A 22,704-nucleotide genomic window follows, 5' to 3' on the forward strand; every position below is an offset into this window, starting at 1 on the left:
CCGGTTCATAGTTGTTTTCCCCGTCTCACGTCCTGTCGCAGTCAGATCACGTCCTGTTCCGGAGCTAGTTCCGCTCCCGCTTTCGGGTCCGTTCGCCTCCGCTTCGGGGTTCGACGCTCACTCCCGCCAGCGCGCGTCCGACAGCGTCTGTTGGACCGCCTCCTCGCCGACGGCCGCCGCGAGCGTCTGAAAGCCCTGTCGCTCGACGTTGTCCTTCGCGTTCGCGACGAGTCGCGAGACGATGAACTCCGGCGTCGATTTCCCGATCGTGCCGAACCGCGGTTGGTAGTCGACGCGGAGCTTCAGGTCGGGCGTCAGTCCCTCCGCGAAGATGCCGTCGATGCGCGCGGCAGCGGGCAACGGACTCAGGTCCTCCGCGAGGTGGGTGACGTAGACGCCGACGGCGTTTCGGTCGACGGTCAGTCCGACGAGCCCGCCCAGCAGATCCGCCGCCCGACCCGGTTCGGTGATGGCCTCGAACTCGTCGACGAGCATCAGCGTCCGCCCCTCGCCCGACAGCGGCGGGACGATAGATTTCAGCGTCGACTCCAGCACGCCGGCGTTGAAGCTCGCGTGACGGCGGTGGAAGACGACGGTGTCGAAGTCGCCGACCTGCGCTCGACTCGCCGGGACGGGCAGGCCCATCGCGGCCAGAAGCGCCACCTGACACAGCGTCTCCAACAGCGTCGTCTTCCCGCCGGAGTTCGCGCCCGTCAGGACGGTCACCCGTTCGTCCGCGGGCGGTTGCGGCTCCGCCGAGAGGGTGTGGTGGCCGACGGCGTACGTCACCGGTTGCACGTCGTCGTCCAACAACAGATGCCGCGCGTCGACGGCGGCGACGCCGAAGGGGCCGTCGTCCCCGCCCAGTTCGGGGCGGACGAGGTCGTACGCCTCGGCGAAGCGCGCCAGCGAGACAGCGAACGCGCTGTCCTCGACCGCCTCGACGGCGGCGTCGATGTCGTCGCGGGCGGCCTCGATGGTCTCGCGGAGGTCGGCGGCGACAGTTTCCTCGCGCTCGTCGACCCGCTCGCGGAGGTCCGCCGCGAGCGCGCGAAGGGTGGTGCTGACGAAGTCGGCGGCGTCGACGGGGTCGTCGGCCGCCGCGCCGAGGACGTCCTCGCGAGAGAGCTCCGTCTCGGCGGCGACGTAGTCCGCCACCGCGTGCTCGAAGTCGTCAAGGTTGCGCGCGCCCGCCTCTCGGACCGTCTCCAGGAGGTCGAACGCGCCGGATTCGAGGCGCTCTGCGGCGTCTAACTGGTCGCGGAGGCGGTCGAGCTTCTCGTCGGTACCGTCGAGTACGTCGTCGCCGTCGACGTGACCGAGCGCGCCGACGGCCTCCGAGAGCGCCGCTTCGTCGACGTCGGCGAGCGGCGCGAACGGTCCGGTGTCGAGACCGATGTCGCGCAGGGTGAGCGCGGTTTCGACGGCGGCGCGCTCGGTGCCGCCCGACTCGTCGTAGGCGGCGAAGGCGGCGAGCACCCGGTCGCGGGCGTCGGCGTCCAACTCGGCCCACACCTCCCGCGCGGCCTCGATTTCGTCGAGTCGCGCGTCGCGGGCGGCGCGCTCCGGCAGCGGCGTGAGCACGCGGATTCGGTCGCCCGCGTGGCGCGTCACCGCGTGGTCGCCCGCCAGCGAGAGTAACTCGTCGTAGACCGAGCGGGCGTCGCGCGTCCCGAGCGTCGCCATCCCAGCGTCGCCGTTGGCACGCCGGAGGATGCGCGTCGCGCGTCCGGCGGGGATTCCGGCTTCGGTCAACGCTCGCACGTCGGCGGATTCGATGGCCTCGACGGCGGCGGCGACGCCGAGCGTCTCCTGTAGTCGCTCGCTCGTCTTCGGTCCGACTCCCCAGTACTCCTGCAGTCGCATGGTCGTGGCTGACGCGGACGCGCCTTAGTGATACCCGTTCGCCGCCGGGAGACGCGAGTTCAGTCGAAGGCGACGGTCGATTCTCTCGTCGCCTCCGACACCGAGAGCGAAGCGAGGGTGCGAGCCAACGTCATCACCGCCTCCTCGTGGTCGGCACGCGAGGACTGCAGCGACATCGGCGTCACGCCGAGTTTTCGGTACGGTTCGAAGTCCGCTCGCGTGGCGTCGCCGCGGCGGATGTACTCTTGGCCGAGGAGGACGAGCAGGGAGTGGAACTGGACGAGTTCCTGCTTTTTCATTGCGAGTGCTCTTCGGGCCGAAGGCGTGTAAGCGCCACGGTGAGGGGAGTGCGTGGGCGATTCACGAGTCGTGGTCCGCTTGGCTATTCAGAAATATTTCTGGATAGCTTTACAGATTTACAGAGATAGATACGTCGGCCGCGGTCGGTCAGTCGGTCGCGCTACCGGTTCCACCCGCCGTCGAACGACTGGAACCGTTCGAGGTCGTGGCCGTAGAGCACGTCCGCGTCGTGGCGGCGCTGGAGTTCCTTGAGGAGTTGGAGGCTGTCGAACCAGTCGCGGTCGCTCCAGAGCAAGCCGGGACCGAGCGGCACCTCGTCGGCGTAGTTGGCGTCGACGTAACACTCGTCGCCGGCGACGAGCACGGTTTCGTCGGGGAGGTCGAGTTTCGCGCCCATCACGCCGGGGGTGTGACCCGGTAGGTGGAGGAGTTCGAAGTCCTCGAAGAGGGTCGTACGGTGGCGGTGGACTATCTCCCAGTTCAGGTCGTAGTCGAAGTCAGAGGCGAGGTAGGCGACAGAGCCCTCTGTCGTCTTCGCGCTGTAGTAAGCGAACTTCAGTTCCTCCTCGTGGACGTAGACGGGAACGTCGGTGTCCGCGAAGTGATAGAGGCCGCCCGCGTGGTCGAGGTGGAGGTGGCTCGTCACGACGGCGTCGACGTCCGAGAGCGCGTAGCCCGCGGCGTCGAGGTCGGATTCGAGGTCGTGGTCGGCGGCGTCGTAGTGTTCGAACGCGCCGTACAGCGGCGCGGGCCAGTAGCCGTCGCCCGCCTCCGGGTGCGAGCCGGTGTCCCACAGCACCGTCGCCTCGGGGTGGTCGACGACGGCGCTCCAGACGACGAACTCCGTCATCTCGTGTTCGGGGTCGGGGTTGTCGGCGCTTCCCATCGCGTAGCCGTCGACGACGTAGTTCATGTCCGCGCGGACGCGACCCCGGTCGAGCAGGTGGATGCTGGCGTCAACCATACCGTCTGTTGGGTCGGCCCGCCGATAACTGTTCAGCACGCCGGGAGATGTAACGGCCAAGCCCTCGCGCGTCGAATACGGAGGTATGGACGAACCCACCGCGGCGGAGGGGTGGCCCGACCGCCCGCTGACCGGCGACGAGACCCGAAATCTGGTAGATGCCGAAGTCACCACCGTACACGTGATGGACCACGAACCCGCGACGCGCGGCGTAGTTCTTCGAGACGACGACCCCGGCCCCGACGAGGCCATCATCGAACTCGTACTCGAAACCGACGACGAGTACCGGATGTACAGCTACACCCGCGACAACGACGGCGCGCGCTGGATGGACTACGGAACCGAGCAGAAAGGGACCGAAGGGGACGAACAGATGCGGGCGACGCTGGAGAGCTATCGCGTGTTCGCGTCGGCGAAGTGAGAACTCGCGGAAACGCGGGCCGCCACCGAACCGTTCACGAGGGCCGCCGGAGAATCGGGCGTCGTGCGAACCCCCTCGTTGGACGCCGTGCGCGGTTTTCGTCGCCCCGTCTATCTCGTCGCGCTCGGTCAACTGGTCAACCTGTTCGGCTCCGGCCTCGTCTACCCGTTCGCAACCGTTCACTTCCACCTCGAAGTCGGCATCTCGCTCGGAGTCGTCGGCTTCGGTCTGCTTCTCAACAACGTCGCCACCGCCGTCGGCACGGCAGTCGGCGGGTTCGCCGCCGACCGAGTGGGGAGAAAGCCGGTGATGGTGACGAGCATGGCGCTGTCGACGGTGACGCTCGCCGCCTACGCCGCGGCGACAGATGGCGCCGGATTCGTCGCCGTCGCGACGGCCGCGGGCCTCACTTTGGGTCTGTTCCCCCCGGCGAGTCAGGCGATGATAGCCGACCTGACCGAGGGCAGCGAGCGCGACCGGGCGTTCGCACTCCTCAAAGTCGCCAACAACGCCGGGTTCGGTCTCGGGTTCGTCGTCGGCGGCGTCCTGTACAGCGTCGCGCAGTTGGCCGTCTTCGTCGCCGACGGCCTCACCTGCGGTGTCGTCGCCGTGCTGCTCTGGGCGACGCTTCCGCGCGTTCGACGGGGCGGCGACGCCGGTTCGGAAGCCGGGGCGAACGCCAAATCGTCGCTCGCGTCCGCGCTCGCCGACTGGCGACGCGCCGTCACGCGCCCGCGGATCGTCTTTCTCGCCGTTCTCAACGTCGGCTTCGCGGTGATGTACGCGCAGATGCAGGCGACGGTTCCGGTCGTCGCCACCGAGACGCTCGGTCTCACGTCGGCGGAACTCGGCACGCTCTACGTCCTGAACCCGCTCGTCATCGTCACGCTCCAGCTGCCGCTGGTCGCTGCTATCGGCAACTGGCGGCGCACGCGGGGACTGGTCGCCTCGGCGGGCTTCTGGGCGGCAGCGATGCTCGCCGTCTGGGTCGTCGCGCTCGGACCGCTCGTCGGCGTGTCGATTCCGGTCGTCGTGGGCGTCGGGCTCGTCGGCACGTTTCTCGTCCTCCGGACGCTCGGCGAGATTCTGCACTCGCCGCTGGTCTCCTCGCTCGCCAGCGACATCTCCCCCGAAGCCGAGCGCGGGTCGGGGCTCTCGCTCGTCGAAATCGCCAAGCGGCTCGGCTTCGGTATCGGCGCGGCGCTCGGGGGCGCGTTCTTCGATTTCGGTATCGGACATCTGCTCTGGCCGACGCTCGCGCTCGGCTGCATAGGTCTCGCCGTCGGCGTGCTAGCGCTGGAGCGTCGGGTGACGCCCGCCGAGAACGGAGCGGCGGGCGCGACGGCGACGGCCGATTGAGGCGTCCGTCGGATTACGGCGCTCGGTTGGCGAACCGGAGTTCGACGTCGGTGTCGAGAAAGCGTCCGACATCCTCGACTTCGGTCCGCAGCGGCGATTCGAGTTCGGGGCCGACCGACTCAAACGGGTCGACGACGAGCGCCGTCGTCGCTCGGTTGCGGTCGAGCCGCCACGTTCCCACGACTTCGCCGTCGACGACGAGCGTCGGGCGGATGACTCCGGCACCCGGCCAGACCTGCGACTCGTACCCCCGCGGGATGGGCCGGACCTCCTTCTCGTAGCCGAGGAGGTAGGAGTCGTAGCCGGGGAGCAACCGGACGCGGTCGGCGGTCTCGGTGTTGGATTCCGTCGCCGACTCGTACGCTTCGAGGTCTTCGGTGAGCATCGCCGCGTCGCGGCCGTCGACGACGACTTCGGACGTCTCGTCGGCGACGAGCCCCCACGCGAGTTTCACGTCGCGCACGTACAATCCCGACCACGCCGCGAAGTCGTCTACGGAGGCGGGTTGAAACGCCCGGAGGTAGCGGCGGGCGAGGTCGACGAGCGCGACCTGTCTGTCCGGCGGCTCGTCGACCGGCACCCACTCGTCAAGCAGGTCGTAGGCCGGCTTTCCCTCCTTCAGCGCGACCTCGCAGAGGATTCCGAGCAGCGCGGCCCGGCGAACGAGAACGTACGGCGCTTGGCTCTCGGGGTCGAGGTCGACGCCGCCCCGTCGAAGCCGCCCCGCTATCTCCCCTCGGGTGAGCGGCCCGTCCTCGCGGAGGGCGTCGCGAATCAGTTCCATCGCCCGGGCGATATCGCTCTCGTCGAGTCCCATCGATTCGAGTCGCTTCGGTTCCGGCCCGCGCGACGCGAACGTCTCGCCGAACAGCGAGAGATAGAGCGGAAGATCCGCAGCGGCGACGAGATGGAACGTCCCGCGCATGCACCACGTCCTGACGACCGACCGGTCCTCGTACAGTGCTCGTTCGAGGTCCGCTTCGGTCAGCGACTCGCTTCGGGCGCGGACGCCGAGCGCGGCCGCGGGTTTCTCCTGAGCTTGGATGCCGCAGACCGACGCGAGCAGTTCTGAAACCGATGTCTCGTCGTCGGTGCGCGGCGCGAGTCGTTGCGAGCGGAGGCGGTAGCGAGCGGCGTCAGCGGCGGTGAGTTCGAGCGGCACTGTCGGATTCCTTCGCCGAAGGTCGGTCGTGAGGGGAGTCACGTCCGTTCGGCGAGGCCGGAGACGACACGGACGCGACTAAGCGTTTTGTCGCGCTCGCTGGAAGGTAGCGAAGAGAGACAGAGAGAAAAAGAGGAACCGAAACGGTCGCTTACTTCGACTGCCGGTAGATGAGGTTGCGCTGAATCTCGTTCGCGCCCTCGTAGATGACCGGGATGCGCACGTCGCGGTAGACGCGGGCGATGCGGCGCTCGGTCAGGATGGAGCGCCCGCCGTGCAGTTGCATCCCGCGCTCGGCGCAGAAGTTGGCGACCTCGGTCGACTTCGTCTTCGTCGCCGCCGCCCAGAAGCCGGCGTCCTCGTTGTCGGCGACCTTCTGCGCGGCGCGCCAGTTGAGCGCGCGGGCGGCCTCGAACTCCATGCGCATGTCCGCGAGGATGTGCTGGACGGCCTGGAACTCCGAGACGTTACGGCCGAACGCTTCGCGGTCGTGGACGAACTCCCACGCCTCTTCGATGGCCGCGGCGGCGAGGCCGAGCCCGTGACCGCCGACGGCGACGCGGCCGTGGTTGAAGAAGTCCGCGAGCATGTAGAAGCCGCCGCCCTCGCTGCCGACGAGGTTCTCCTCGGGGACGACGCAGTCGTCGAAGACGATGTGACCCTGCTTGGAGGCGCGCATCCCCATCTTCTCGGGGATGTGTTCGGCCTCGTACCCCTCGGTATCGGTCTCGACGATAAACATCGAGTAGTTCGAGTAGCGGTCCTCGGAGTCGCCGGTCTTCGCGTAGACGGTGAGCCAGTCGCCCTCGACGGCGTTGCCGACCCAGTACTTCTCGCCGTTGAGGACGTAGCCCTCGTCGGTCTTCTCGGCGGTCGTCGTCATGCCGGCCATGTCGGAGCCGGTGTCGGGTTCGGAGACGGCGAGTCCCGAAATCTGCTCGCACTCGGCGACGGGGCGGAGGTACTCTTCCTTCTGCTCCTCGCTGCCGTAGTGCTCGACGATCTCACAGCCGAAACTGGCGAGCATGAGCGTGAGGCCGATACCGGCGTCGGCGCGGTAGAACTCCTCGGCGAGCGCGAGCACCTGGTACATGTCGAAGCCCTTGCCGCCGTACTCCTCGCCGATGTCCTGGGCGATGAGGCCGGCGTCCTGGGCCGCTTCCAGAATCTCCCACGGGTAGTCGCCCGTGCGGAAGTACTCCTCCGCGTTCGGTTCGATGTGTTCCTCGGCGAACTCCCGGGCCGCCCGCTTGACCTCGCGGGCGTGCTCCGGGACGACGCTGTCGTCCAGAAGGTCCATGGAGACACGTCGGTGGCACGTGGTAAAATAGCTCGTGGAACGGTAACTAACGTGCGCGAGGTTTACTCGGGGAACGACGCCGGCGAGGTTTATCCGTCGACGTTCCCGGATTCGACCCGTCTCACGTCGAAACCGAGCCCCGGAAACGAAGTAAACCCGACTCGGGTGGTTTCTCGATATCCGCGCTGGCGTCACTCGTCGAGGTCCGACTCCCGAGCGTCGTCCGCGTCGTCGTCTACGTCCCAGAACGAGGCTTCGTCGGTGTCGTCGGCGTCGTCACCGACGCTCCCGCTATCAGTTTCGTCGGTGTCGTCGGTGCTGTGGCCGTTATCGCTTCCGTCGCCACTGTCGCTCTCGTCGCCACTGTCGCTCTCGTCGCTTTCGCCGACATTGTTGCTCTCGTCGCTACTGTCGCCATCGTCGCCGGGAGTGACGTCCACCGATTCGGCTTCTTCGACGACCGAATCGTCACCCTCGTGCGTCACCGTCCCGTCGACTTCCGTCGCGTCGGTTTCACCTTCCGCATCGGTCGCGTCGTCGAGTTTCCGCGTCGGTTCCGCCGACTCGGCGTCCTCGATGCGAATACCGTCGTCCAACCTGTCACGGAGCGCCCCTCGGTCGACGGTGCCCGAGACCGTTCGCGGGAGTTCGTGGTCGAACTCGATGGTTCGCGGGAGCTTGAACCCCGCGAGTCGCTCCCGACAGAACGCGTCGACGTCCTCGACGGAGAGGTCGGGGTTCTTCGGCACCAGAAGCGCCGCGACCCGTTCGCCCCACTCGTCGTCGGGAACGCCGACGACGGCGGCGTCGGCGACATCGGGGTGCGAGCGGAGCGTCTCGACTATCTCGCCGGGGTCGACGTTCTCGCCGCCGGTGATGATCCGGTCGTCGAGGCGGTTGAGCACGTAGACGCGACCCTCTTCGTCGCGGTAACCGACGTCGCCGGTGTGGAGGCCGTTCGGGCCGAACGCCTCGTTCGTCGCCGTCTCGTCGCCGTAGTAGCCCGGCGAGACGGTCGGCCCGTCGACGACCAGCTCGCCGACCTCGTTCGGCGGGAGCTCGGCACCGTCCTCGTCGACGACGGTCAGCCGCGTCCAGTAGAGCGGGCGGCCGACGGTTCCGGGGTGGTCGAACGCTTCCTGCGGGCGAGCGGTCGCTATCTGCGAGGCCGTCTCGGTCATCCCGTACGTCGGGTGTACCGGGACCGAGTAGTCGCGGCAGCGTTCGACGAGCGACCGCGGGGCCGGCGCACCGCCGAGGAGGACGACTCGTAGCGAGTCGGCGAGCGTCCCGCGCGTGTCGAGCATCTGCGTGAGCATCGTCGGGACGAGCGAGACGCAGGTGATGTCGAACTGACCGATGTCGTCGGCGGTCGACCCCGGGTCGTACTCCTCGCGGAGGACGACGGTGATGCCGTACAGCGGGCCGCGGAGAATCGGGCCGATACCGCCCATGTGGTACAGCGACAGCGGAACCAGCCAGCGGTCGTCCGGCGAGATGCCGAGGTGGAACGCCGAGGCGACGGCGCTCGACAGCACGTTTCCCATCCGGAGAATCACCGCCTTCGGGTCGCCGGTGGTCCCGGAGGTGAAGAGGAGCACGAGCGGGTCCGAGCGCTCCCACTCGGCCGGGACGAACCCCCTGGCGGTCACGTCCTTGAACGACGTGACGGCGTCGTGCTGCGGTTCGTCGACGGAGACCAGCGGAGTGGAGGCCGTCGAGTCGGCCCGCTCGACCGCGTCGACGGCCGTCTCCTCCGTCGTCTCGCCGCAGACGAGCGTCGTCAGGTCGGCGCGCGCTATCTGCGGTCCGAGTTCGGCGGCGGTGAGGCGGTCGTTCAGCGGCACGAGCGTCGCGCCGAGTCGCATCGAGGCGTGGACGAACAGCACGTACGCCACCCGACTGTCCATGAGGACGCCGAGGTGGTCGTCAGCTTCGACGCCGAGAGCCGCGAGACGGCCCGCCGTCTCCTCGACGGCGGCGTCGAGTTCGGCGACGGTCCACTCGGCCTCCGAGTCGGCGACGACGAGCGCCGTCGCCGTCGGAGACGTCCGTGCCCGGTGCGAGAGCCAATCGCGCATACCTCGGGATGGCGGGCGGGGCACAACTGTCTTTGCATCGGCCGCCCCCGGTGTCGTCGGTCGCACCGCTCGGTTCGGCCGCGTAGCCGGAACCCGGCGAGACGGAACCGAATCGGACGAAACGAAGCGAGCGGTTCGTCAGTGCTCGACGAACTCGACGAGGACGCCGCCGGTCGATTTCGGGTGCAAGAAGGCGACCTGATGGCCCCACGCACCCGGTCTCGGTTCCTCGTCGATGAGTTCGACGCCCGCCGCTCTCGCGGTGTCGAGCGCCGATTCGATATCCTCCGTCGCGAGCGCGAAGTGGTGGAGTCCGGGTCCGGTGCTGTCGAGGTAGCGCGCGATAGCGCCGTCGGCGTGCGGTTCGAGCAACTCGAAGTAGCCGTCGTCGAGTTCGAGGAAGACGACGGTCATCCCGTCGAACTCCTCGCGGTGGACTTCCGGGGCGTCGAACAACTGACCGAACAACTCCGCGAGCGCGTCTGCGTCGCGGGTGGCGACGCCTGCGTGGTCGAACTGCATACCCGCGCTTCGTCGGACGAAGAGATAAATCCCCGAACGGTAGTTCGACGGTGGGAGACTCTCCGGGAGTCGCGAACTCACCTCCCGAACACGCGCGATACGTTGCGAGCGACGCGCCACCCGGCGTCGCGCACCCACGCCGGGAGGTGTCCGCCGAGGACGAGCGCGCGGCCCTGCGTCCCCACGGGGTACCGCTCGCGCGGTTTCGGCGCACTCGCCGCGCGGACGATGGTGTTCGCCGTCTCGTCGGCGTCGCCGCCGAGGTCTTCGAGGTCCGGTAGCCAGTAGTCGAGCATCCGATAGAGGTCGGCGTAGCGGCCGTCCTCGGCGGCTCGGTTCTCCACGTCCGAGAAGAGGTCGTCGACGAATCCGGTGCCGACGACGCCGGGTTCGACGAGTATCGCGTCGACGCCGAACGGTTCGAGCTCGGCGCGGAGCGCCTCCGTCCACCCCTCGACGGCGAACTTCGAGGCGGTGTAGGCGGCCATCCCCGGCAGCGGGTAGCGGCCGACGACGCTCGAGAGGTTCACGACGCGGCCGATTTCGGAGTCGCGGAGGTGCGGGAGCGCCGCCCTCGTGACGCGGTGCATCCCGACGACGTTCACCTCCAGGAGAGCGGCCACGTCCTCGGCCTCGGTCTCCTCGACGGCTCCGACGTGGCCGACGCCGGCGTTGTTGACGAGGCAGTCGAGTCGGCCCGCCTCCTCGACGACGTCGTCGACGACCGACTCCGCACCCTCGTCGGTCACGTCGAGCACTGCCGTCTCGCAGCCGTCGTCTTCGAGCGGTTCGAGCGCCTCCTCGTCGAGGCCCGTCGCGTAGACGGTCCAGTCGGCGGCGGCGAACGTCCGCGCCGCCCGTCGTCCGATACCCTCGTCGCAACCGGTGATGAGTACGACCCGTGTCACGTCTCCCGATACTCCCGTGCGGCACATAAAACGCGACGGGCGGTGGCACGGCGTGCAACTCGCGCCTTCTCCGTGCAGTCGATTCTCGTCGACGACGAGATTCGTCCACTGCTCGCCGGCGGATCGCCGAGACGTCCCCGCCGACGAACCGCTTTGTCGGTGGAGGCGCTACCGAACGTATGGCTTACGTCGAACGCGTCTTCGTCGCCCCCGAGGACAGCGCACCGATGGAGGAACTCGACAGCGTCGACGCCGTCGAGGGCGGTCTCAGCGGCGACCGCTACCAGACCGGCCGCGGCTACTACTCGCCGTACGACGTCTGCGAGGTGACCCTCATCGAAGCCGAGGCCGTCGACGAGATACGCGACGAGTTCGGCATCGACCTCACCGACGGCCGCCACCGCCGAAACGTCGTCACCCGCGGCGTGGAGGTCCACGACCTGCTACACACCACGTTCCGCGTCGGCGACGCGTTCCTCCGGGGGACGCGCCCGCGACCACCGTGTGCGCACGTCGAGCAGGTCGCCGGCGAGGAGGGCGTCGCGCGGGCGCTGAAGAACAAGCGCGGGGGAATCTGCGCCGACGTCGTCCAGCCGGGAACGATTCGCGCCGGCGACGACCTCGAAATCGTCGAAGCGGACCCCCGAACGATGGGGCGGAAGATAGCCGAACGGTTGGGTCTGTAGCCGGAGAACCGCTCTACTGCGGGAAGATGCTCTCGGGCAGGTACGCCGTCACCGTCCAGTTCGGCGCGTCGACGACTTCGCTTATCTTCAGGTCCACCGCGGCCGAGCAGAGGATGTACGCCTCCCCGCGCGTCAGGTCGCGTTCGGTGTGGAGATGCTCTATCATGTGTCGAACCGCCTTCTTCGTCGCCTCCATCAGGTCGCTGTCGATGCCGGTCGTCCCGTACATCCGTTCGTCCTGTCCCGTCGGCGTGAACGGGCCGTCGGTCTCGAACTGCGGTTGCTCGATGTCCATGTCTTTACGCACGTCGAACCGGGCGGTGACGAACATCGGCGCTTCGATGCCCGTCACGCACACTTCGCCGTCACCCTGTGCCGCGTGGCAGTCGGCCGTCGAGAACAGCGCGCCCTCGGTTTCCACGGGGAGGTACACCGTAGACCCGGCGGTCATGTGCTTGACGTCCATGTTTCCGCCGGTGGCACTCGGCGGAAGCGTATCGTGCTCACCCGCCTCGCCCGGCGCGACGCCGATGATACCGGGGAACATGTCGAGCGGTACCTCAATTCCGTTTACGAACTCGGCGGTCTCCTCGCCGAGGTCCCAGATGTGCAACCCCGCCTCCTCGAACTCCTCGGGGAGGAGGCCGAGACCCATCTCGCCGGGCATGTAGCCGGTGAACCCCCAGCCCTTGTGCTCGAAGTCGAGCAGTTCGACGACGAGCACGTCGCCGGGTTCCGCGCCCTCGACGGCCACGGGACCGGTGAGCGGATGCACCGGGTCGAAACTCGCGTTGGCGAGGTCTTCGGCCGTCGAGTCCTGCGTCACCTGTCCGTCGAGGGCGTCGCGGCACTCGAATCGAACGACCTCTCCGGGTTCGACTCTCAACACCGGGTCGAGGCTGTTGTCCCAGACGTTGTGGATGTTCTCGTCGTCGTCGCTCAGTTCGTAGTCGACGGTGTAGTCGTGCTGCGCCATACAGTGACAGTAGCGTCGGACAGCTAAATAATACACTCCGGGAATCGGGACAGTGTCCGCGAAGGGACGGCCGGATTCGTTCAGACCACCTGTCCGTTCTGCGACGCCGCCGACGGATGTGCACTATAGCGACGAGCGGGGCCCCGAATCGAGCGTTTCATAGGTTTCTTCGACGCCGTATCGGGATTTGAGCCGGCTATAGCACGGTGAACGCGCGAAATCGGACGGTTCGAACGTGATTGAAGCGTATTTGTCGTCGCGACAGCGTCTTGCAGACCGCAAATCGGAGATTCGCTGGCTCGACGATGCTATGCTTCGTCGAACGTCGTGACGCAGGGCGTCACGTGCTCGACTTCGCTTCGCTCAGTCGAACAGCTCTTCGCCGTCGACCATGCGCTCTTCGACGACGTCCATGTCGAGCGTCAGGCCGAGGCCGGGCTTCTCCGGAATCTCGATGTACCCGTCCTCGATGACGTCCTCCTCGACCAGGTCCTCCCACCAGCCGAGCTCGTAGGAGTGGTACTCGACGGCCAGCGAGTTCGGGATGGACGCGCCGACGTGCGCGGAGGCCATCGTCGCCACGGGCGAGGAGACGTTGTGCATCGCCACCGGGACGTAGTAGGTGTCGGCCATGTCGGCGATCTTCCGCGTCTCGCGCATGCCGCCGACCTTCGGCATGTCGGGGGCGATGATGTCGACGGCCTGCTCTTCGAGGAGTCGGCGGTGGCCGTGCTTGCGGTAGACGTTCTCGCCGGCGGTGATCGGCGTCGAGGTGTACTGCGTCACCTCGCGCTGGACGTCGTGGTTCTCCGGCGGCACGGGGTCTTCGAGCCACCAGACGTCGTAGTCCTCGATGGCCCGCGCAAGGCGCTTGGCGCTGCCGGCGGAGAACGTCCAGTGGCAGTCGAAGGCGACGTCGGCGCGGTCCTTCACGCGCTCGGTCACCTTCTCGACGATTTCGGCTTTGTGGCGTATCTCGCCCGGGCGGAGGTGGCGGTTCGCGCGGTCCTTCTCCAGCCCCGACGGAACGTCGAGGTCGAATTTCAGCGCGTCGTAACCGAGGTCCTCGACGACTCGCTCGGCCTCGTCGGCGCAGGCGTCGGGGTCGGCCTCCTCTTCGGTGTGGCAGTCGCAGTAGACGCGGACCTCGTCGCGGTACTTTCCGCCGAGCAGCTGGTAGGCGGGAACGTCGAGAATCTTACCCGCGAGGTCGTGCAGCGCGATCTCGATGCCGGAGATGGCGGTGACGGTGACGCCGCCGATGGAGCCCTCGCCGGACATCTTCTGGACGAGGTGTTCGGTGATTCGGTCGATGTCGAGCGGGTTCTCTCCGATGACGAACGGCGTCATCCGCTGGACGAGTTCGGGGACGCCGGCGCCCCAGTAGGCTTCGCCGGTGCCGACGACGCCCGCGTCGGTGTAGACGCGGACGAGCGTCCACGGGAAGTTGCCGTCGATCATCGTCGTCTGAACGTCCGTGATCTCGACGTCGCGAGTCCCGCCCCGCTCGCCGGTGACGCCCATCGTCTCGGCGGAGAGGTCCCGCATCGTGTACTCCGCGTTCGGGTCGTGGAGCTCTGCGTAGTTTCGTGTCATGGTCTGGTATTTACTCGGTGTGAAGTAAAGGTTTTGAGACCCTCTCGAAGCGTACGGCTGTCGAGAGGGGCATCGTGACCAGATTCCGGCCCCGGAAGTATGAGCGTTCTGCCCGTTCAGTCCGTTGTCGCCTCTCCGCACGGCGTCGTCTCGCTCACGAGTGTCGCTTCGACCGATTGCCCTTCGACCGAGACGCGGACCTCGTCGTTCTCGGGGCGGTCGACCGGCAGGGTGAACGACGTCGTCTCTCCCGGTGAGAGCGTATCACTTCCGCGCGGTTGCGCGTCGAGTACCGAAACCGTGACCGCTTCCGCAAACCGGTTCGTGACTTCCACTCTCAGCACCGACCGGCTCTCGTTGCTCGGTGAACCGGAACCGCCGCGATCGCGAACGCAGGCGTCCACTCCGATGTACGCCTGGTCGTCGTCGGCGACGCGGATGTCGATACCGCGTTCGACCGTCGCGGTGTCGAATCCGGCTGTGCCGCTGACCGTCGTGAGAACGGCGAGGATTCCGAATGCGACAACGAGCACCTTGGTTGGGCTCACGGTCCGGCTCCCGGCGGAGTCTCTCTCGTCCCGAGCTTCATTCGTCTCGTGAAGTAGACGTGCGTGAGCGCGGATGCGGAGAACGCCGCGACGACGAACGCGAACCACGAGAGATCGGAGACGGCTGACAACGGATACACATCGACCCACGCCGCCGAGAGAACGACCACACTGACGCCCGCCAATCCGAGATAGTACTCGCTCCACGGAATGTCATTGCCGCGGACGACGTCCATGTACACCTCGAACTCGTCGAGCGACGGCGATGGCGACACGCTCCCCGAGCGCTTGTCGAACGTCAGTACGCCGCACTCATCCATCCGTGGCAGGTGTGACTGCTGGAGTGCCGTATACACTCGCTTCCGTTCCGTAGAACTGACGTCCTCGACTGAAACCCCGTTCTCCCACGCTGCGACCAGTTCCGCGAGGTCGCCGAGTTCGCACGTCCCCTCGTTCAGCAACGCGTGTAACGCGTACCGTCGTCGCCGATTAGACAGTACGTCGAACAGTTCGTCTTCGGACGGTCCCTCCTCGTCCGTCGTGGACTCACCCGAATCCACTGGTTTCGTCGTGACCCCCATAGTGCCGACTGAGAGTCCTTAGGTGTCCTACATAAAGCATAAAGACCGTTTTCTCTGACAGTTGCCGGTAACAGTTCGATACGTCGAAAACTCACCTGCGTCAGGACCGTCACTTTCGACAGGTAATCCGCCGTTTCTCCCGAACTCGGGCTTTCAGACCGACCCGGAACCGGGTCAGAGTGGTCCGGAACGTCCGTCTGTCGTGTCAATACAAATACCATGGCTCCGGTCGGCAGTCGTGTGCATCCGACACAGGGTGTACAGGAAGTGACCAATCATGAAGCGCAGAAAGTATTTGGTCGGACTCGGATCGCTCGCCGCAGGCTCTGCGGCCGCAATGGGAACTGGCGCGTTCAACTTCGCTAACATTCAGCGTGATGTCAGTCTGAACGTCGTCGACGACGCAAACGCGCTACTCGCGCTCGATTCGGAGAGTGACTACGCCGACACTTCTGGTGGAACTCTCTCGCTCAACTTCGAGAGTCCGCAGGGTGGCATGGGAATCAACGAGAACTCTGACTACTCCTTCACGAGCCTGTTCTACATCACGAACCAAGGCGAACAGTCGGTCGGTGTCTGGATAGATGACGACTCCAATGACGTCAACTGGTACGGAACGGCGAATGCTAACTCATCTGATTTCAGTACGTCGATAGAAGGGCCCGGAAATGCGTACACGCTCGGCAGTGGCAATACGGTGTACGTCAACATGGAGGTGCTCGGCCAAGGAGGCCTGGATGAGATAACCTCGATTAACGTCAAGGCCGACGCATCGCAGGGGTAGTCGAACGACACACACGACGGCTGACCCGTCGTAGTGGCCCACGCTGGTGCTCGCGTCTCGCGTTGCGCGCACGCGACACGCACTCGTCGCGGCATCGCCGCGTCACGGTGGTTCGATTCCGCCGGTGGGTTTCGGACCGATGAGACGAACCAACACCGACGCTGGACTGCCAGAGGCGAGAACGGCCACGTTCTCGATACCCCAAATCAGTCTGTTCGCTCCTCGCCGTCGGCGAACCGTACCGAGGAGCGACGACCAATCGAAAATTAGCGTCGGAAGGTCCGGAGAGGTGAGCGATGGCACCCGGTCGTAAACGTCTCTCGCAGGCAGTTGAACTCCTTCTGCTGGTCGTCGTCATCTGCTTGCTCGCTGGGCAACTGCTCGGACAACCGATACTCTTGAGCTACGTCGAGACCGGGAGTATGGAGCCGACGATACAGACCGGCGACGGCTTCATCGCTATCCCGGCAGAACTCTCCGGTCCCGTCGAAGAGGGTGACGTCGTCACCTTCCGGGCGGAGGACCTCCACGGCGGCGGGTTGACCACCCACCGCGTCATCGGCGAGAGCGACCGAGGCTACGTGACGAAGGGTGACGCTAACCCGTTCGTCGACCAAGAAGGCGAGGAACCACCGGTTCCGGAGACGAAAATCGTCGCCGTCGCCCTGCAGGTCGACGGGACTGTTGTCACGATTCCACATCTCGGAACGGGTATCGAAAGCCTCCGAGGCGGGTTAGTTTGGATTCAGCAGTACCTCGCCTCGCTTCTGGGGACCCAAGCGGTGATGGGTCCGCAAGGACTCGCGTACCTGTTTTTCGCGCTGTGCGTGGCGGCGTACGTCGTCGAAAGCTATCGAAGCGGCGGACGGACTCGGTCGCGGTCCAGAGCGCGCGACTCCGGCCACAGTACTCGACTCGTTCTCGGCGCTCTCGCGGCGTTGCTCGTCGTTACGGCGACGGCGGCGATGGTGGTGCCCGCTGGGGTGCAGCAGTACGGTGTCGTCAGTGCCGACCGAGACGCCGAGGGCGCTCGGGTGATTCTACAGGGAACGAGCGAGGAGACGATGTACCCGGTGGTCAACGGCGGTCTGATTCCGGTTGTCTCGTTCGTCGAACCACGGGGTGACGGCGTCGACGTGACGCCTCGAGAGGTGCGTGTCGAGAGCGGTGAAGTCAAAAACGCGACTGTGACACTCACCGCACCGCCGGAGACCGGTTACTACCGGATGTTCGTCGTCGAACACCGATATCTGGCGCTCCTGCCGATGTCGGTCATCCGAGCCGGATACGCCGTCCACCCGTGGGTCCCGATTGTTCTCGTAGACGCGATGCTGGGCGGGGCGTTCTACCTCGTCGGACGGGCGGTGGTGGGAACGGGACGGGTAAGAACACGGTCGAAGCGACCGACGGAGCGCCTATCGATTCGGAAACTACTACGGAGTGTGTACGAGAGATGAGCGAACAGAGACAATCCACCCGGTTTACGTGCGAGAATCGCAGAGAAGGCCGCGCAGACGAGGCAGCGGTCGGTCGGATAACGCGAACAGTTCAGAGGAATCGGACGACTGTCGCCTTCGCGGAGGGGGTCCCGTGAGTCGACGACTCCGTACTCGTGCGTTCCTCTCTCGGTACGCGACGGTGCTCGTCGGGTTCTTGCTCCTCGTCGCACTGGTCGGTGCGGGCGTCACCGTCACCGCTGTCTCGCCAGGAACCCACACCGAAGAACGAACGGTCGATTCCTGGGAGCTCGACAGCGAGTTTTCCCACGCCGCGAACGTGACCGAGCCGAACCCGGCGTTCGAGACGGGGACCGTCCTGTCGAACCGCAGCGCCTACTTCTTCCGCGCCTCGCCGACGCTCGACGGGACCTACAGCGTCAAGTACGACGCGAGCGACGGCGGTTCTATCGACGTGCGGACCACCGTCGTCCTCGTCGTTCGCTCCGTCGACGACGAAGGCCGCGAGTACTGGCATCGAACAGTACCGTTGCAGAACGAGTCGTACACCGACGTCGCTCCCGGTGAATCAGTTCCGGTATCCTTCTCGGCGAATCTGAACGCAACGCGCAACCGAGCGGAGCTCATCGAGGACCGACTCGACGGTTCGCCCGGAGAGACGGAAGCGAGAATCGTTGCGACGACGACCATCGAAGGGACGGTCAACGAACGACCGGTGTCCGAACAACGGCGGGACGTGTTGGCCGTGACGTTCGAGCAAGGTGTTTACCGGCCGACTTCGGAGAACACGACGCCGCAGACGTACGAGCGAACCGAGTCGGTCAGCGTGCCCGACCGCCCCGGTTCGCTCCGCCGAGTCGGCGGTCCAGCGATGCTAGTGGCAGCGCTCGGCGGCCTCGGTGCCGTCGGCGTCGCCCGTCGCCGCGGCATCGAACTGACTGCGGCCGAGCGCGCGTATCTGCAGTACGCGGACGATCGAGCGGAGTTCGACGAGTGGATAACGACCGTCCGACTCCCACCGTCTGTGATCGACGCTCCCCGCGCGGAGGCTGCGTCGCTGGCGGACCTCGTCGACTTCGCTATCGACTCGAACACCGGCGTCGTCGCCGACCCCGACGACGAGGTGTACTACGTCGTCACCGACGCCTGTCTGTACACGTACGAACCACCGACGAGGGTCGGGGACATCGCGTCTCACGACACCGAGTCCGAGAGCCAGTGAAGCGGCCGTCGTTTCTGTTCGGCGTGACGGGTCGATAGTCCCTTCCCACACGCCGTGCCACATGCCATCTATCGAAAGCCGACGAACGCCACATCTGTAAGCGTCTGAGCTTCGGAACACGGTAGTGGCAATCCCCCGTCCGGCGGTCCTAAACGTGACGGTAGGGGTCAATTACTGGACTTCTGACACCGGTTGAACGGTATTCTGACAACCAATGAGACATATCTCCTGGCTAATGAGTAAGTGGGTACCACCCCGAGTGGAAAGCAAGCCGGCAGGGACCGGCAAGACGCGAACCATGTCCAAGCAGAACAAGTTCAGTCGGCGGAAAGTCGTATCGGCACTCGGAGCAATCGGCGCGGTCGGAGTCGGCGCGGGATTCGCGAGCACTGCGGCCGCGGAGAACGTTGACGCAGCGTTCACGGTGAACGACCCGGACCCGGTCGTCAACGACGAGGGCGCCGTGACGCGCTACGTCGTCGCTGTGGAGGGGACCGTCACCTGGGACGGGTTCGACTCGCCCGCAGACTACGCGACGGTCACTCTCAGCGGCGAGGTCGAGGGCGATGATGAATCCAAAGAGATCGATTCGGTCAAACTCGAAGGGCTCACTAACACGCACGGTAGCGCCCCGTTCTCGCTGGAGGAGGACGTGACCGACGTGTTCGGCGACGAGGCGTTTTCGGTTTCGGACGACGGGGAGACGGTCACTTCCAATCTGAAACTCAGTCTGGGAATCGAAGTGACTCCCCGCAACGGCTCGGCAGTCTCGGCCAGCGAAGACGGAACGATGGCTCTCGAAGTGACGAACGAGAAGGAGACGGTCGCTTCCGAGAGTGAGGCTACTGGTTCGGCCGGTGGCTACGACTCTCACTACATCTCGCGGGCGAATCAGGACCTGAAGAACCCCGACAAGTTCGACCCCGAGTACACCGAGGGAGCGATGGAGCTGTTCATCTCCTACGTCTACGACGGCAACGACCTCTCGAAGGTCCTGTTCGACGTGGAACTGGAGGAACCGTGGTCCGACGAGGACGAACCGTCTGCGAACATGGCCCTCGGAATCAAGACGGACAGCCACCCGGCGTTCCAGATCGGATGGCACGCCTCCAACGAGACGTTCGCAAAAGCGGTCACGGACGGATCGTGGAACGACATTTCCATCCCCGAGATGGTCTCTATCGACAAGGACGGAGAGTCCTTCCACATCGAATTCGACGCCAGCGGTCTCGGCTTCGGCGAGGGAGACGCCTACCAGTTCGTCTGCAACAGCAGCTACGGCGGCGAGGGCGAACACGTCACCATCTCGAACGACCCGGACGGCAAGGCGGCGTGGGACGGGACGGACACGACGTACTTCCTCACCGAGGAAATCGTCCAGTCGTAAACGCCGACGCGAACGGGCGTTTCGACGCGACACTCGTCGCACCGAAACCGCCTCGCATCGCACCCATCTCTCGACAACTACTCCCGCGCTGGCGTACGGCGGTTCGACTCCGCCGGCGGGTATCTCGTATGCACCCATCACGAACGGTAGCGACACCCGTTACTGGCTCGCCGAACGCCAGCGCGACGACCGACCGAACCCCGACGACGAGGGGTCCGTCGACCGCGGCGGGCGAGAACCAGGGGTAATCGATGCCGTTGAAATCCTCCGTCGCGGCGCTGGTGACCAAGAAGTCGATTTTCGCGCTCATCCTCGTCTCGACCGTCGCGTTGGGGGCGGGGTTCGGGGCCCTCGACTCCCCGTTCGGCGGCGATTCGTCGCAGCCGACCGACCAGACCGACCTGACGAACGCGACGTCGACGCCCGACCCGACCGTCACGCCGCCGCCGACGGAGACGGGCGACGACGAGGGGTCCGACCAGCAGCCGACGACGACAGCAGCGCCGTCTAACAGCACCGAAGAGCCGGCGGAGGCGGCGAACTCCGACGAGTCCGACGAGAGCGACGAAAACGACGAAAACGACCGCTCCGAGCGCTCGAACGACCGAAGTGACCGGTCGAACGGGAACGACGAGCGCGACGCCGACCTCGGGCTCTCGGTCGGCGACGCCGCCGACGTCCGAAGCGACGACGGCTCCGTCGACGTCGTGAGAGGACACCTGTCCGGGACGGTCTCGTGGGAGCGAGCCAACGTCGACGCCGTCGTCTTCGTCGTGAGTGCGCGGACGGACGACGGCACGTGGCGAGAAGCGACGAGAGAGACCGTCGCGACCGAGGACGAACGCAAACTCGACCTCCGAACCGTGTTCGGTGACGACGCAGTCACGTACGCCGACGACGACGACACCACCGCGGCGTTCGCGAACGACGACGACGGAACGACCGTCGAGCGAACCGGACGCGTCGGAGTGACCGTCGTTCTCTTCGACGGAGAGCGAGAAGTCGCCCGCGTCACCGAAACCGGCGCGTACGCCTTCGACGTAACGAACGTCGAGGCGAGCGTCGGGGTGTCGGCTGAGTCGGACGCGACCGCCAGCGCGCTCGAGAGCGACGGACTCGCCGCTGCTTTCGCCTAACTACCGATAGAACCGAGGACGCGCCGAAAACCGAACGCGAGACCGACGCTGATTTTCGTCGATTCGAAACTGACAGTCGGCCGGCCTTACTCGTTATCCTGGTGCCGGAGCTCCGGCGGTAACCCGTCGCGACCGAGGCGCTGTCGCCGGCTGTGGAGCGTGTGAACCGCCGCCGACGCGACCAACAGTAACCCGGGGACGAGCGCGCCGACGAGCGACGGTATCGCGCCGAACGGCGGGAGACCGCCGACGACCGCGCCGGCGAACGAGAGCGAGAACGCGCCCAAGAGCAGATAGTAAACGCTCCAGGGGATGTCGTTTCCGGGGACTATTTCGAGATACACGTGGAGATTCGACGCCTCCGTCGTCGTCGAGATGATTCCCCGGTCGCGGTCGTACTCGACGACGCCGACGTCGTGCATCTTCGGGAGATGCGACTGCTGTAAGGCGTTGTACACTCGCCGACGCTCCTCGGAGGAGACCGCAGACGGCGACTGACCCGTCTCCCACGCCGCGACCTGCCGCGAGAGTTCGCCGAGTTCGACCGGCGCGTCTTCCTGGAGGAGCGCGTGTATCGCGTATCGTCGACGCCGATTGCTCAACGTCTCGAACGCCTCCTCCCGAGACAGTGTGAGCTCGTTTTCGTCTACTTCGGTGACACCCATCGCAGAGTAGTCAATTTGGATGATATTTAAAATCTGCGACCAGTATCTAGAGGTGAGTGTTCGGACCCCGGTTCTTTGCGGCAACACAGCCCGAATCTGGGTCGGCATATGGGGTATCTCGGTGGGCCAGTAGAGCCCGCAGAGTGTATCGAACGGGCTTCTGAACGACGTTGTGGACGCCCAGTCCGGCTCGTAAACGGACGCTCCTCGTACCCGGGGCAGCGTGAGGCGTCACGGGACGACCGGACGCGGTCGAACGCCCGCGCAACGACGAACTCTCAGCAAATCGGTAGCAGGAATTGGAGTGCCGGGTCCGAACGCGGTGCTGGTGACCTCCAGTGTTCAGCCGAGCATCAATCGAACGTTGTAGACGGTGGTGAACGCCCCGACGAGCGTCAGCGCGATGGGCGGCGCGTAGTACCAGAGTCTGTCTCCGTCCCGAGCAGCGTCGAGGCTGAGCGCGAGACACGCGAGGAACGCGACGAGTTTCAGCCCGACGAGGCCGCTCTGGCCGAACTCGGTGACGGCCCATCTGAGAACCGGATTGCCCTCGACGGTGGTCGGACTGTAGCCCATGAGCGCGATGGTGGTGACGGTGTCGCCGACGCCGTAGCCGAGGGCGGCGAGAAACCAGAGATTCGTGAACTCCCGTTCGTCGAACGGTGTCTCCGAGAGCGAGAGACGGTCACCCAGTGCGGACGCCGACGCGAACGGGAGCAGTCGCATCGTCCTGTCAGAATACGTGTTGAGAACATAGTACTTTCGACGCCCGTGAAACTCTCG

The 22,704-nt window shown here is 65.9% G+C and carries 22 protein-coding genes; 8 read left to right on the forward strand and 14 right to left on the reverse strand.

The window, feature by feature from the left end; all coding sequences use genetic code 11:
- Nucleotides 1-117 precede the first annotated feature (117 nt).
- The 3 genes from FCF25_RS14280 to FCF25_RS14290 form a co-directional block, all read right to left on the reverse strand.
- The gene (locus tag FCF25_RS14280) at nucleotides 118-1,866 is read right to left on the reverse strand and encodes a DNA mismatch repair protein (RefSeq protein WP_137049156.1); all 1,749 of its coding nucleotides are present in this window, start codon (nucleotides 1,864-1,866) and stop codon (nucleotides 118-120) included.
- Between the two features lie 59 nt (nucleotides 1,867-1,925).
- Nucleotides 1,926-2,165: a UPF0058 family protein gene (locus tag FCF25_RS14285; protein ID WP_117591187.1), complete on the reverse strand. Its 240-nt coding sequence runs from the start codon at nucleotides 2,163-2,165 to the stop codon at nucleotides 1,926-1,928.
- A 161-nt stretch (nucleotides 2,166-2,326) separates the two neighbouring features.
- Nucleotides 2,327-3,130 (reverse strand): N-acyl homoserine lactonase family protein, encoded by an 804-nt coding sequence (locus FCF25_RS14290; protein ID WP_137049157.1) that lies wholly within the window; start codon nucleotides 3,128-3,130, stop codon nucleotides 2,327-2,329.
- Between the two features lie 85 nt (nucleotides 3,131-3,215).
- Here FCF25_RS14290 and FCF25_RS14295 point away from each other — a divergent pair, with 85 nt between their 5' ends.
- The gene (locus tag FCF25_RS14295) at nucleotides 3,216-3,551 is read left to right on the forward strand and encodes a hypothetical protein (protein ID WP_137049158.1); all 336 of its coding nucleotides are present in this window, start codon (nucleotides 3,216-3,218) and stop codon (nucleotides 3,549-3,551) included.
- A 63-nt stretch (nucleotides 3,552-3,614) separates the two neighbouring features.
- Nucleotides 3,615-4,910 carry an MFS transporter gene (locus FCF25_RS14300; RefSeq protein ID WP_137049159.1) on the forward strand — a complete coding sequence of 432 codons (1,296 nt, stop codon included), beginning with the start codon at nucleotides 3,615-3,617 and terminating at the stop codon, nucleotides 4,908-4,910.
- A gap of 13 nt (nucleotides 4,911-4,923) precedes the next feature.
- Here FCF25_RS14300 and FCF25_RS14305 read toward each other — a convergent pair whose 3' ends face one another.
- The 5 genes from FCF25_RS14305 to FCF25_RS14325 form a co-directional block, all read right to left on the reverse strand.
- The gene (locus FCF25_RS14305; protein ID WP_217353075.1) at nucleotides 4,924-6,114 is read right to left on the reverse strand and encodes a winged helix DNA-binding domain-containing protein; all 1,191 of its coding nucleotides are present in this window, start codon (nucleotides 6,112-6,114) and stop codon (nucleotides 4,924-4,926) included.
- 109 nt (nucleotides 6,115-6,223) lie between these two features.
- Nucleotides 6,224-7,372, reverse strand: coding sequence for an acyl-CoA dehydrogenase family protein (locus FCF25_RS14310; RefSeq protein WP_137049160.1), 1,149 nt, complete (start codon nucleotides 7,370-7,372; stop codon nucleotides 6,224-6,226).
- 191 nt (nucleotides 7,373-7,563) lie between these two features.
- Nucleotides 7,564-9,453: an o-succinylbenzoate--CoA ligase gene (gene menE / locus FCF25_RS14315; protein WP_137049161.1), complete on the reverse strand. Its 1,890-nt coding sequence runs from the start codon at nucleotides 9,451-9,453 to the stop codon at nucleotides 7,564-7,566.
- Nucleotides 9,454-9,591: 138 nt separating this feature from the next.
- Nucleotides 9,592-9,975 carry a methylmalonyl-CoA epimerase gene (mce, locus tag FCF25_RS14320; RefSeq protein ID WP_137049162.1) on the reverse strand — a complete coding sequence of 128 codons (384 nt, stop codon included), beginning with the start codon at nucleotides 9,973-9,975 and terminating at the stop codon, nucleotides 9,592-9,594.
- 77 nt (nucleotides 9,976-10,052) lie between these two features.
- Nucleotides 10,053-10,883, reverse strand: a complete 831-nt coding sequence (locus tag FCF25_RS14325) for an SDR family oxidoreductase (protein ID WP_168191265.1) — start codon at nucleotides 10,881-10,883, stop codon at nucleotides 10,053-10,055.
- 179 nt (nucleotides 10,884-11,062) lie between these two features.
- Here FCF25_RS14325 and FCF25_RS14330 point away from each other — a divergent pair, with 179 nt between their 5' ends.
- The gene (locus FCF25_RS14330) at nucleotides 11,063-11,569 is read left to right on the forward strand and encodes an MOSC domain-containing protein (RefSeq protein WP_137049164.1); all 507 of its coding nucleotides are present in this window, start codon (nucleotides 11,063-11,065) and stop codon (nucleotides 11,567-11,569) included.
- Between the two features lie 13 nt (nucleotides 11,570-11,582).
- Here the strand turns inward: FCF25_RS14330 and FCF25_RS14335 are convergent, their stop codons facing one another.
- The 4 genes from FCF25_RS14335 to FCF25_RS14350 all read right to left on the reverse strand — a co-directional run bounded on the left by FCF25_RS14335 (nucleotide 11,583) and on the right by FCF25_RS14350 (nucleotide 15,249).
- Nucleotides 11,583-12,545, reverse strand: coding sequence for an acetamidase/formamidase family protein (locus FCF25_RS14335; protein WP_137049165.1), 963 nt, complete (start codon nucleotides 12,543-12,545; stop codon nucleotides 11,583-11,585).
- A 363-nt stretch (nucleotides 12,546-12,908) separates the two neighbouring features.
- The gene (locus tag FCF25_RS14340) at nucleotides 12,909-14,141 is read right to left on the reverse strand and encodes a mandelate racemase/muconate lactonizing enzyme family protein (protein ID WP_137049166.1); all 1,233 of its coding nucleotides are present in this window, start codon (nucleotides 14,139-14,141) and stop codon (nucleotides 12,909-12,911) included.
- Between the two features lie 116 nt (nucleotides 14,142-14,257).
- A complete protein-coding gene (locus tag FCF25_RS14345; RefSeq protein ID WP_137049167.1) occupies nucleotides 14,258-14,689 on the reverse strand; it encodes a hypothetical protein in 432 nt (143 codons plus the stop codon).
- A complete protein-coding gene (locus FCF25_RS14350; protein WP_254425863.1) occupies nucleotides 14,686-15,249 on the reverse strand; it encodes a hypothetical protein in 564 nt (187 codons plus the stop codon). The genes FCF25_RS14345 and FCF25_RS14350 overlap by 4 nt, the downstream gene beginning before the upstream one ends.
- Before the next feature lie 298 nt (nucleotides 15,250-15,547).
- Between FCF25_RS14350 and FCF25_RS14355 the strand changes: the two genes are divergently transcribed.
- The 5 genes from FCF25_RS14355 to FCF25_RS14375 all read left to right on the forward strand — a co-directional run bounded on the left by FCF25_RS14355 (nucleotide 15,548) and on the right by FCF25_RS14375 (nucleotide 21,256).
- On the forward strand, nucleotides 15,548-16,054 hold the full coding sequence (locus tag FCF25_RS14355; RefSeq protein ID WP_137049169.1) for a DUF1102 domain-containing protein: 507 nt from the start codon (nucleotides 15,548-15,550) through the stop codon (nucleotides 16,052-16,054).
- Nucleotides 16,055-16,350: 296 nt separating this feature from the next.
- The gene (locus FCF25_RS14360) at nucleotides 16,351-17,511 is read left to right on the forward strand and encodes a signal peptidase I (RefSeq protein WP_137049170.1); all 1,161 of its coding nucleotides are present in this window, start codon (nucleotides 16,351-16,353) and stop codon (nucleotides 17,509-17,511) included.
- 133 nt (nucleotides 17,512-17,644) lie between these two features.
- Nucleotides 17,645-18,733 (forward strand): DUF5305 domain-containing protein, encoded by a 1,089-nt coding sequence (locus FCF25_RS14365; protein ID WP_137049171.1) that lies wholly within the window; start codon nucleotides 17,645-17,647, stop codon nucleotides 18,731-18,733.
- 298 nt (nucleotides 18,734-19,031) lie between these two features.
- Nucleotides 19,032-20,120, forward strand: a complete 1,089-nt coding sequence (locus FCF25_RS14370; RefSeq protein WP_137049172.1) for a hypothetical protein — start codon at nucleotides 19,032-19,034, stop codon at nucleotides 20,118-20,120.
- A 251-nt stretch (nucleotides 20,121-20,371) separates the two neighbouring features.
- A complete protein-coding gene (locus FCF25_RS14375) occupies nucleotides 20,372-21,256 on the forward strand; it encodes a hypothetical protein (RefSeq protein WP_137049173.1) in 885 nt (294 codons plus the stop codon).
- Between the two features lie 86 nt (nucleotides 21,257-21,342).
- On the opposite strand, the gene FCF25_RS14380 is transcribed toward FCF25_RS14375, so the two are convergent.
- Nucleotides 21,343-21,921: a hypothetical protein gene (locus FCF25_RS14380; protein WP_117591173.1), complete on the reverse strand. Its 579-nt coding sequence runs from the start codon at nucleotides 21,919-21,921 to the stop codon at nucleotides 21,343-21,345.
- Between the two features lie 342 nt (nucleotides 21,922-22,263).
- Entirely contained in the window at nucleotides 22,264-22,647 is a 384-nt protein-coding gene (locus FCF25_RS15820) for a hypothetical protein (RefSeq protein ID WP_198665622.1), read from the reverse strand.
- Nucleotides 22,648-22,704: the final 57 nt, after the last annotated feature.

The sequence above is a fragment of the Haloprofundus sp. MHR1 genome (genome assembly GCF_005155585.1).
GTDB classification, from domain to species: Archaea; Halobacteriota; Halobacteria; order Halobacteriales; family Haloferacaceae; genus Haloprofundus; species Haloprofundus halophilus.

Coding starts and splice junctions, on each gene's coding strand:
- FCF25_RS14280 (WP_137049156.1), bottom strand. CDS start 1,866: ATGCGACTGCAGGAGTACTGGGGAGTCGGACCGAAGACGAGCGAGCGA.
- FCF25_RS14355 (WP_137049169.1), top strand. CDS start 15,548: ATGAAGCGCAGAAAGTATTTGGTCGGACTCGGATCGCTCGCCGCAGGC.
- FCF25_RS14285 (WP_117591187.1), bottom strand. CDS start 2,165: ATGAAAAAGCAGGAACTCGTCCAGTTCCACTCCCTGCTCGTCCTCCTC.
- FCF25_RS14330 (WP_137049164.1), top strand. CDS start 11,063: ATGGCTTACGTCGAACGCGTCTTCGTCGCCCCCGAGGACAGCGCACCG.
- mce (WP_137049162.1), bottom strand. CDS start 9,975: ATGCAGTTCGACCACGCAGGCGTCGCCACCCGCGACGCAGACGCGCTC.
- FCF25_RS14295 (WP_137049158.1), top strand. CDS start 3,216: ATGGACGAACCCACCGCGGCGGAGGGGTGGCCCGACCGCCCGCTGACC.
- FCF25_RS14360 (WP_137049170.1), top strand. CDS start 16,351: ATGGCACCCGGTCGTAAACGTCTCTCGCAGGCAGTTGAACTCCTTCTG.
- FCF25_RS15820 (WP_198665622.1), bottom strand. CDS start 22,647: ATGCGACTGCTCCCGTTCGCGTCGGCGTCCGCACTGGGTGACCGTCTC.
- FCF25_RS14380 (WP_117591173.1), bottom strand. CDS start 21,921: ATGGGTGTCACCGAAGTAGACGAAAACGAGCTCACACTGTCTCGGGAG.
- FCF25_RS14335 (WP_137049165.1), bottom strand. CDS start 12,545: ATGGCGCAGCACGACTACACCGTCGACTACGAACTGAGCGACGACGAC.
- FCF25_RS14290 (WP_137049157.1), bottom strand. CDS start 3,130: ATGGTTGACGCCAGCATCCACCTGCTCGACCGGGGTCGCGTCCGCGCG.
- FCF25_RS14375 (WP_137049173.1), top strand. CDS start 20,372: ATGCCGTTGAAATCCTCCGTCGCGGCGCTGGTGACCAAGAAGTCGATT.
- FCF25_RS14370 (WP_137049172.1), top strand. CDS start 19,032: ATGTCCAAGCAGAACAAGTTCAGTCGGCGGAAAGTCGTATCGGCACTC.
- FCF25_RS14340 (WP_137049166.1), bottom strand. CDS start 14,141: ATGACACGAAACTACGCAGAGCTCCACGACCCGAACGCGGAGTACACG.
- menE (WP_137049161.1), bottom strand. CDS start 9,453: ATGCGCGATTGGCTCTCGCACCGGGCACGGACGTCTCCGACGGCGACG.
- FCF25_RS14310 (WP_137049160.1), bottom strand. CDS start 7,372: ATGGACCTTCTGGACGACAGCGTCGTCCCGGAGCACGCCCGCGAGGTC.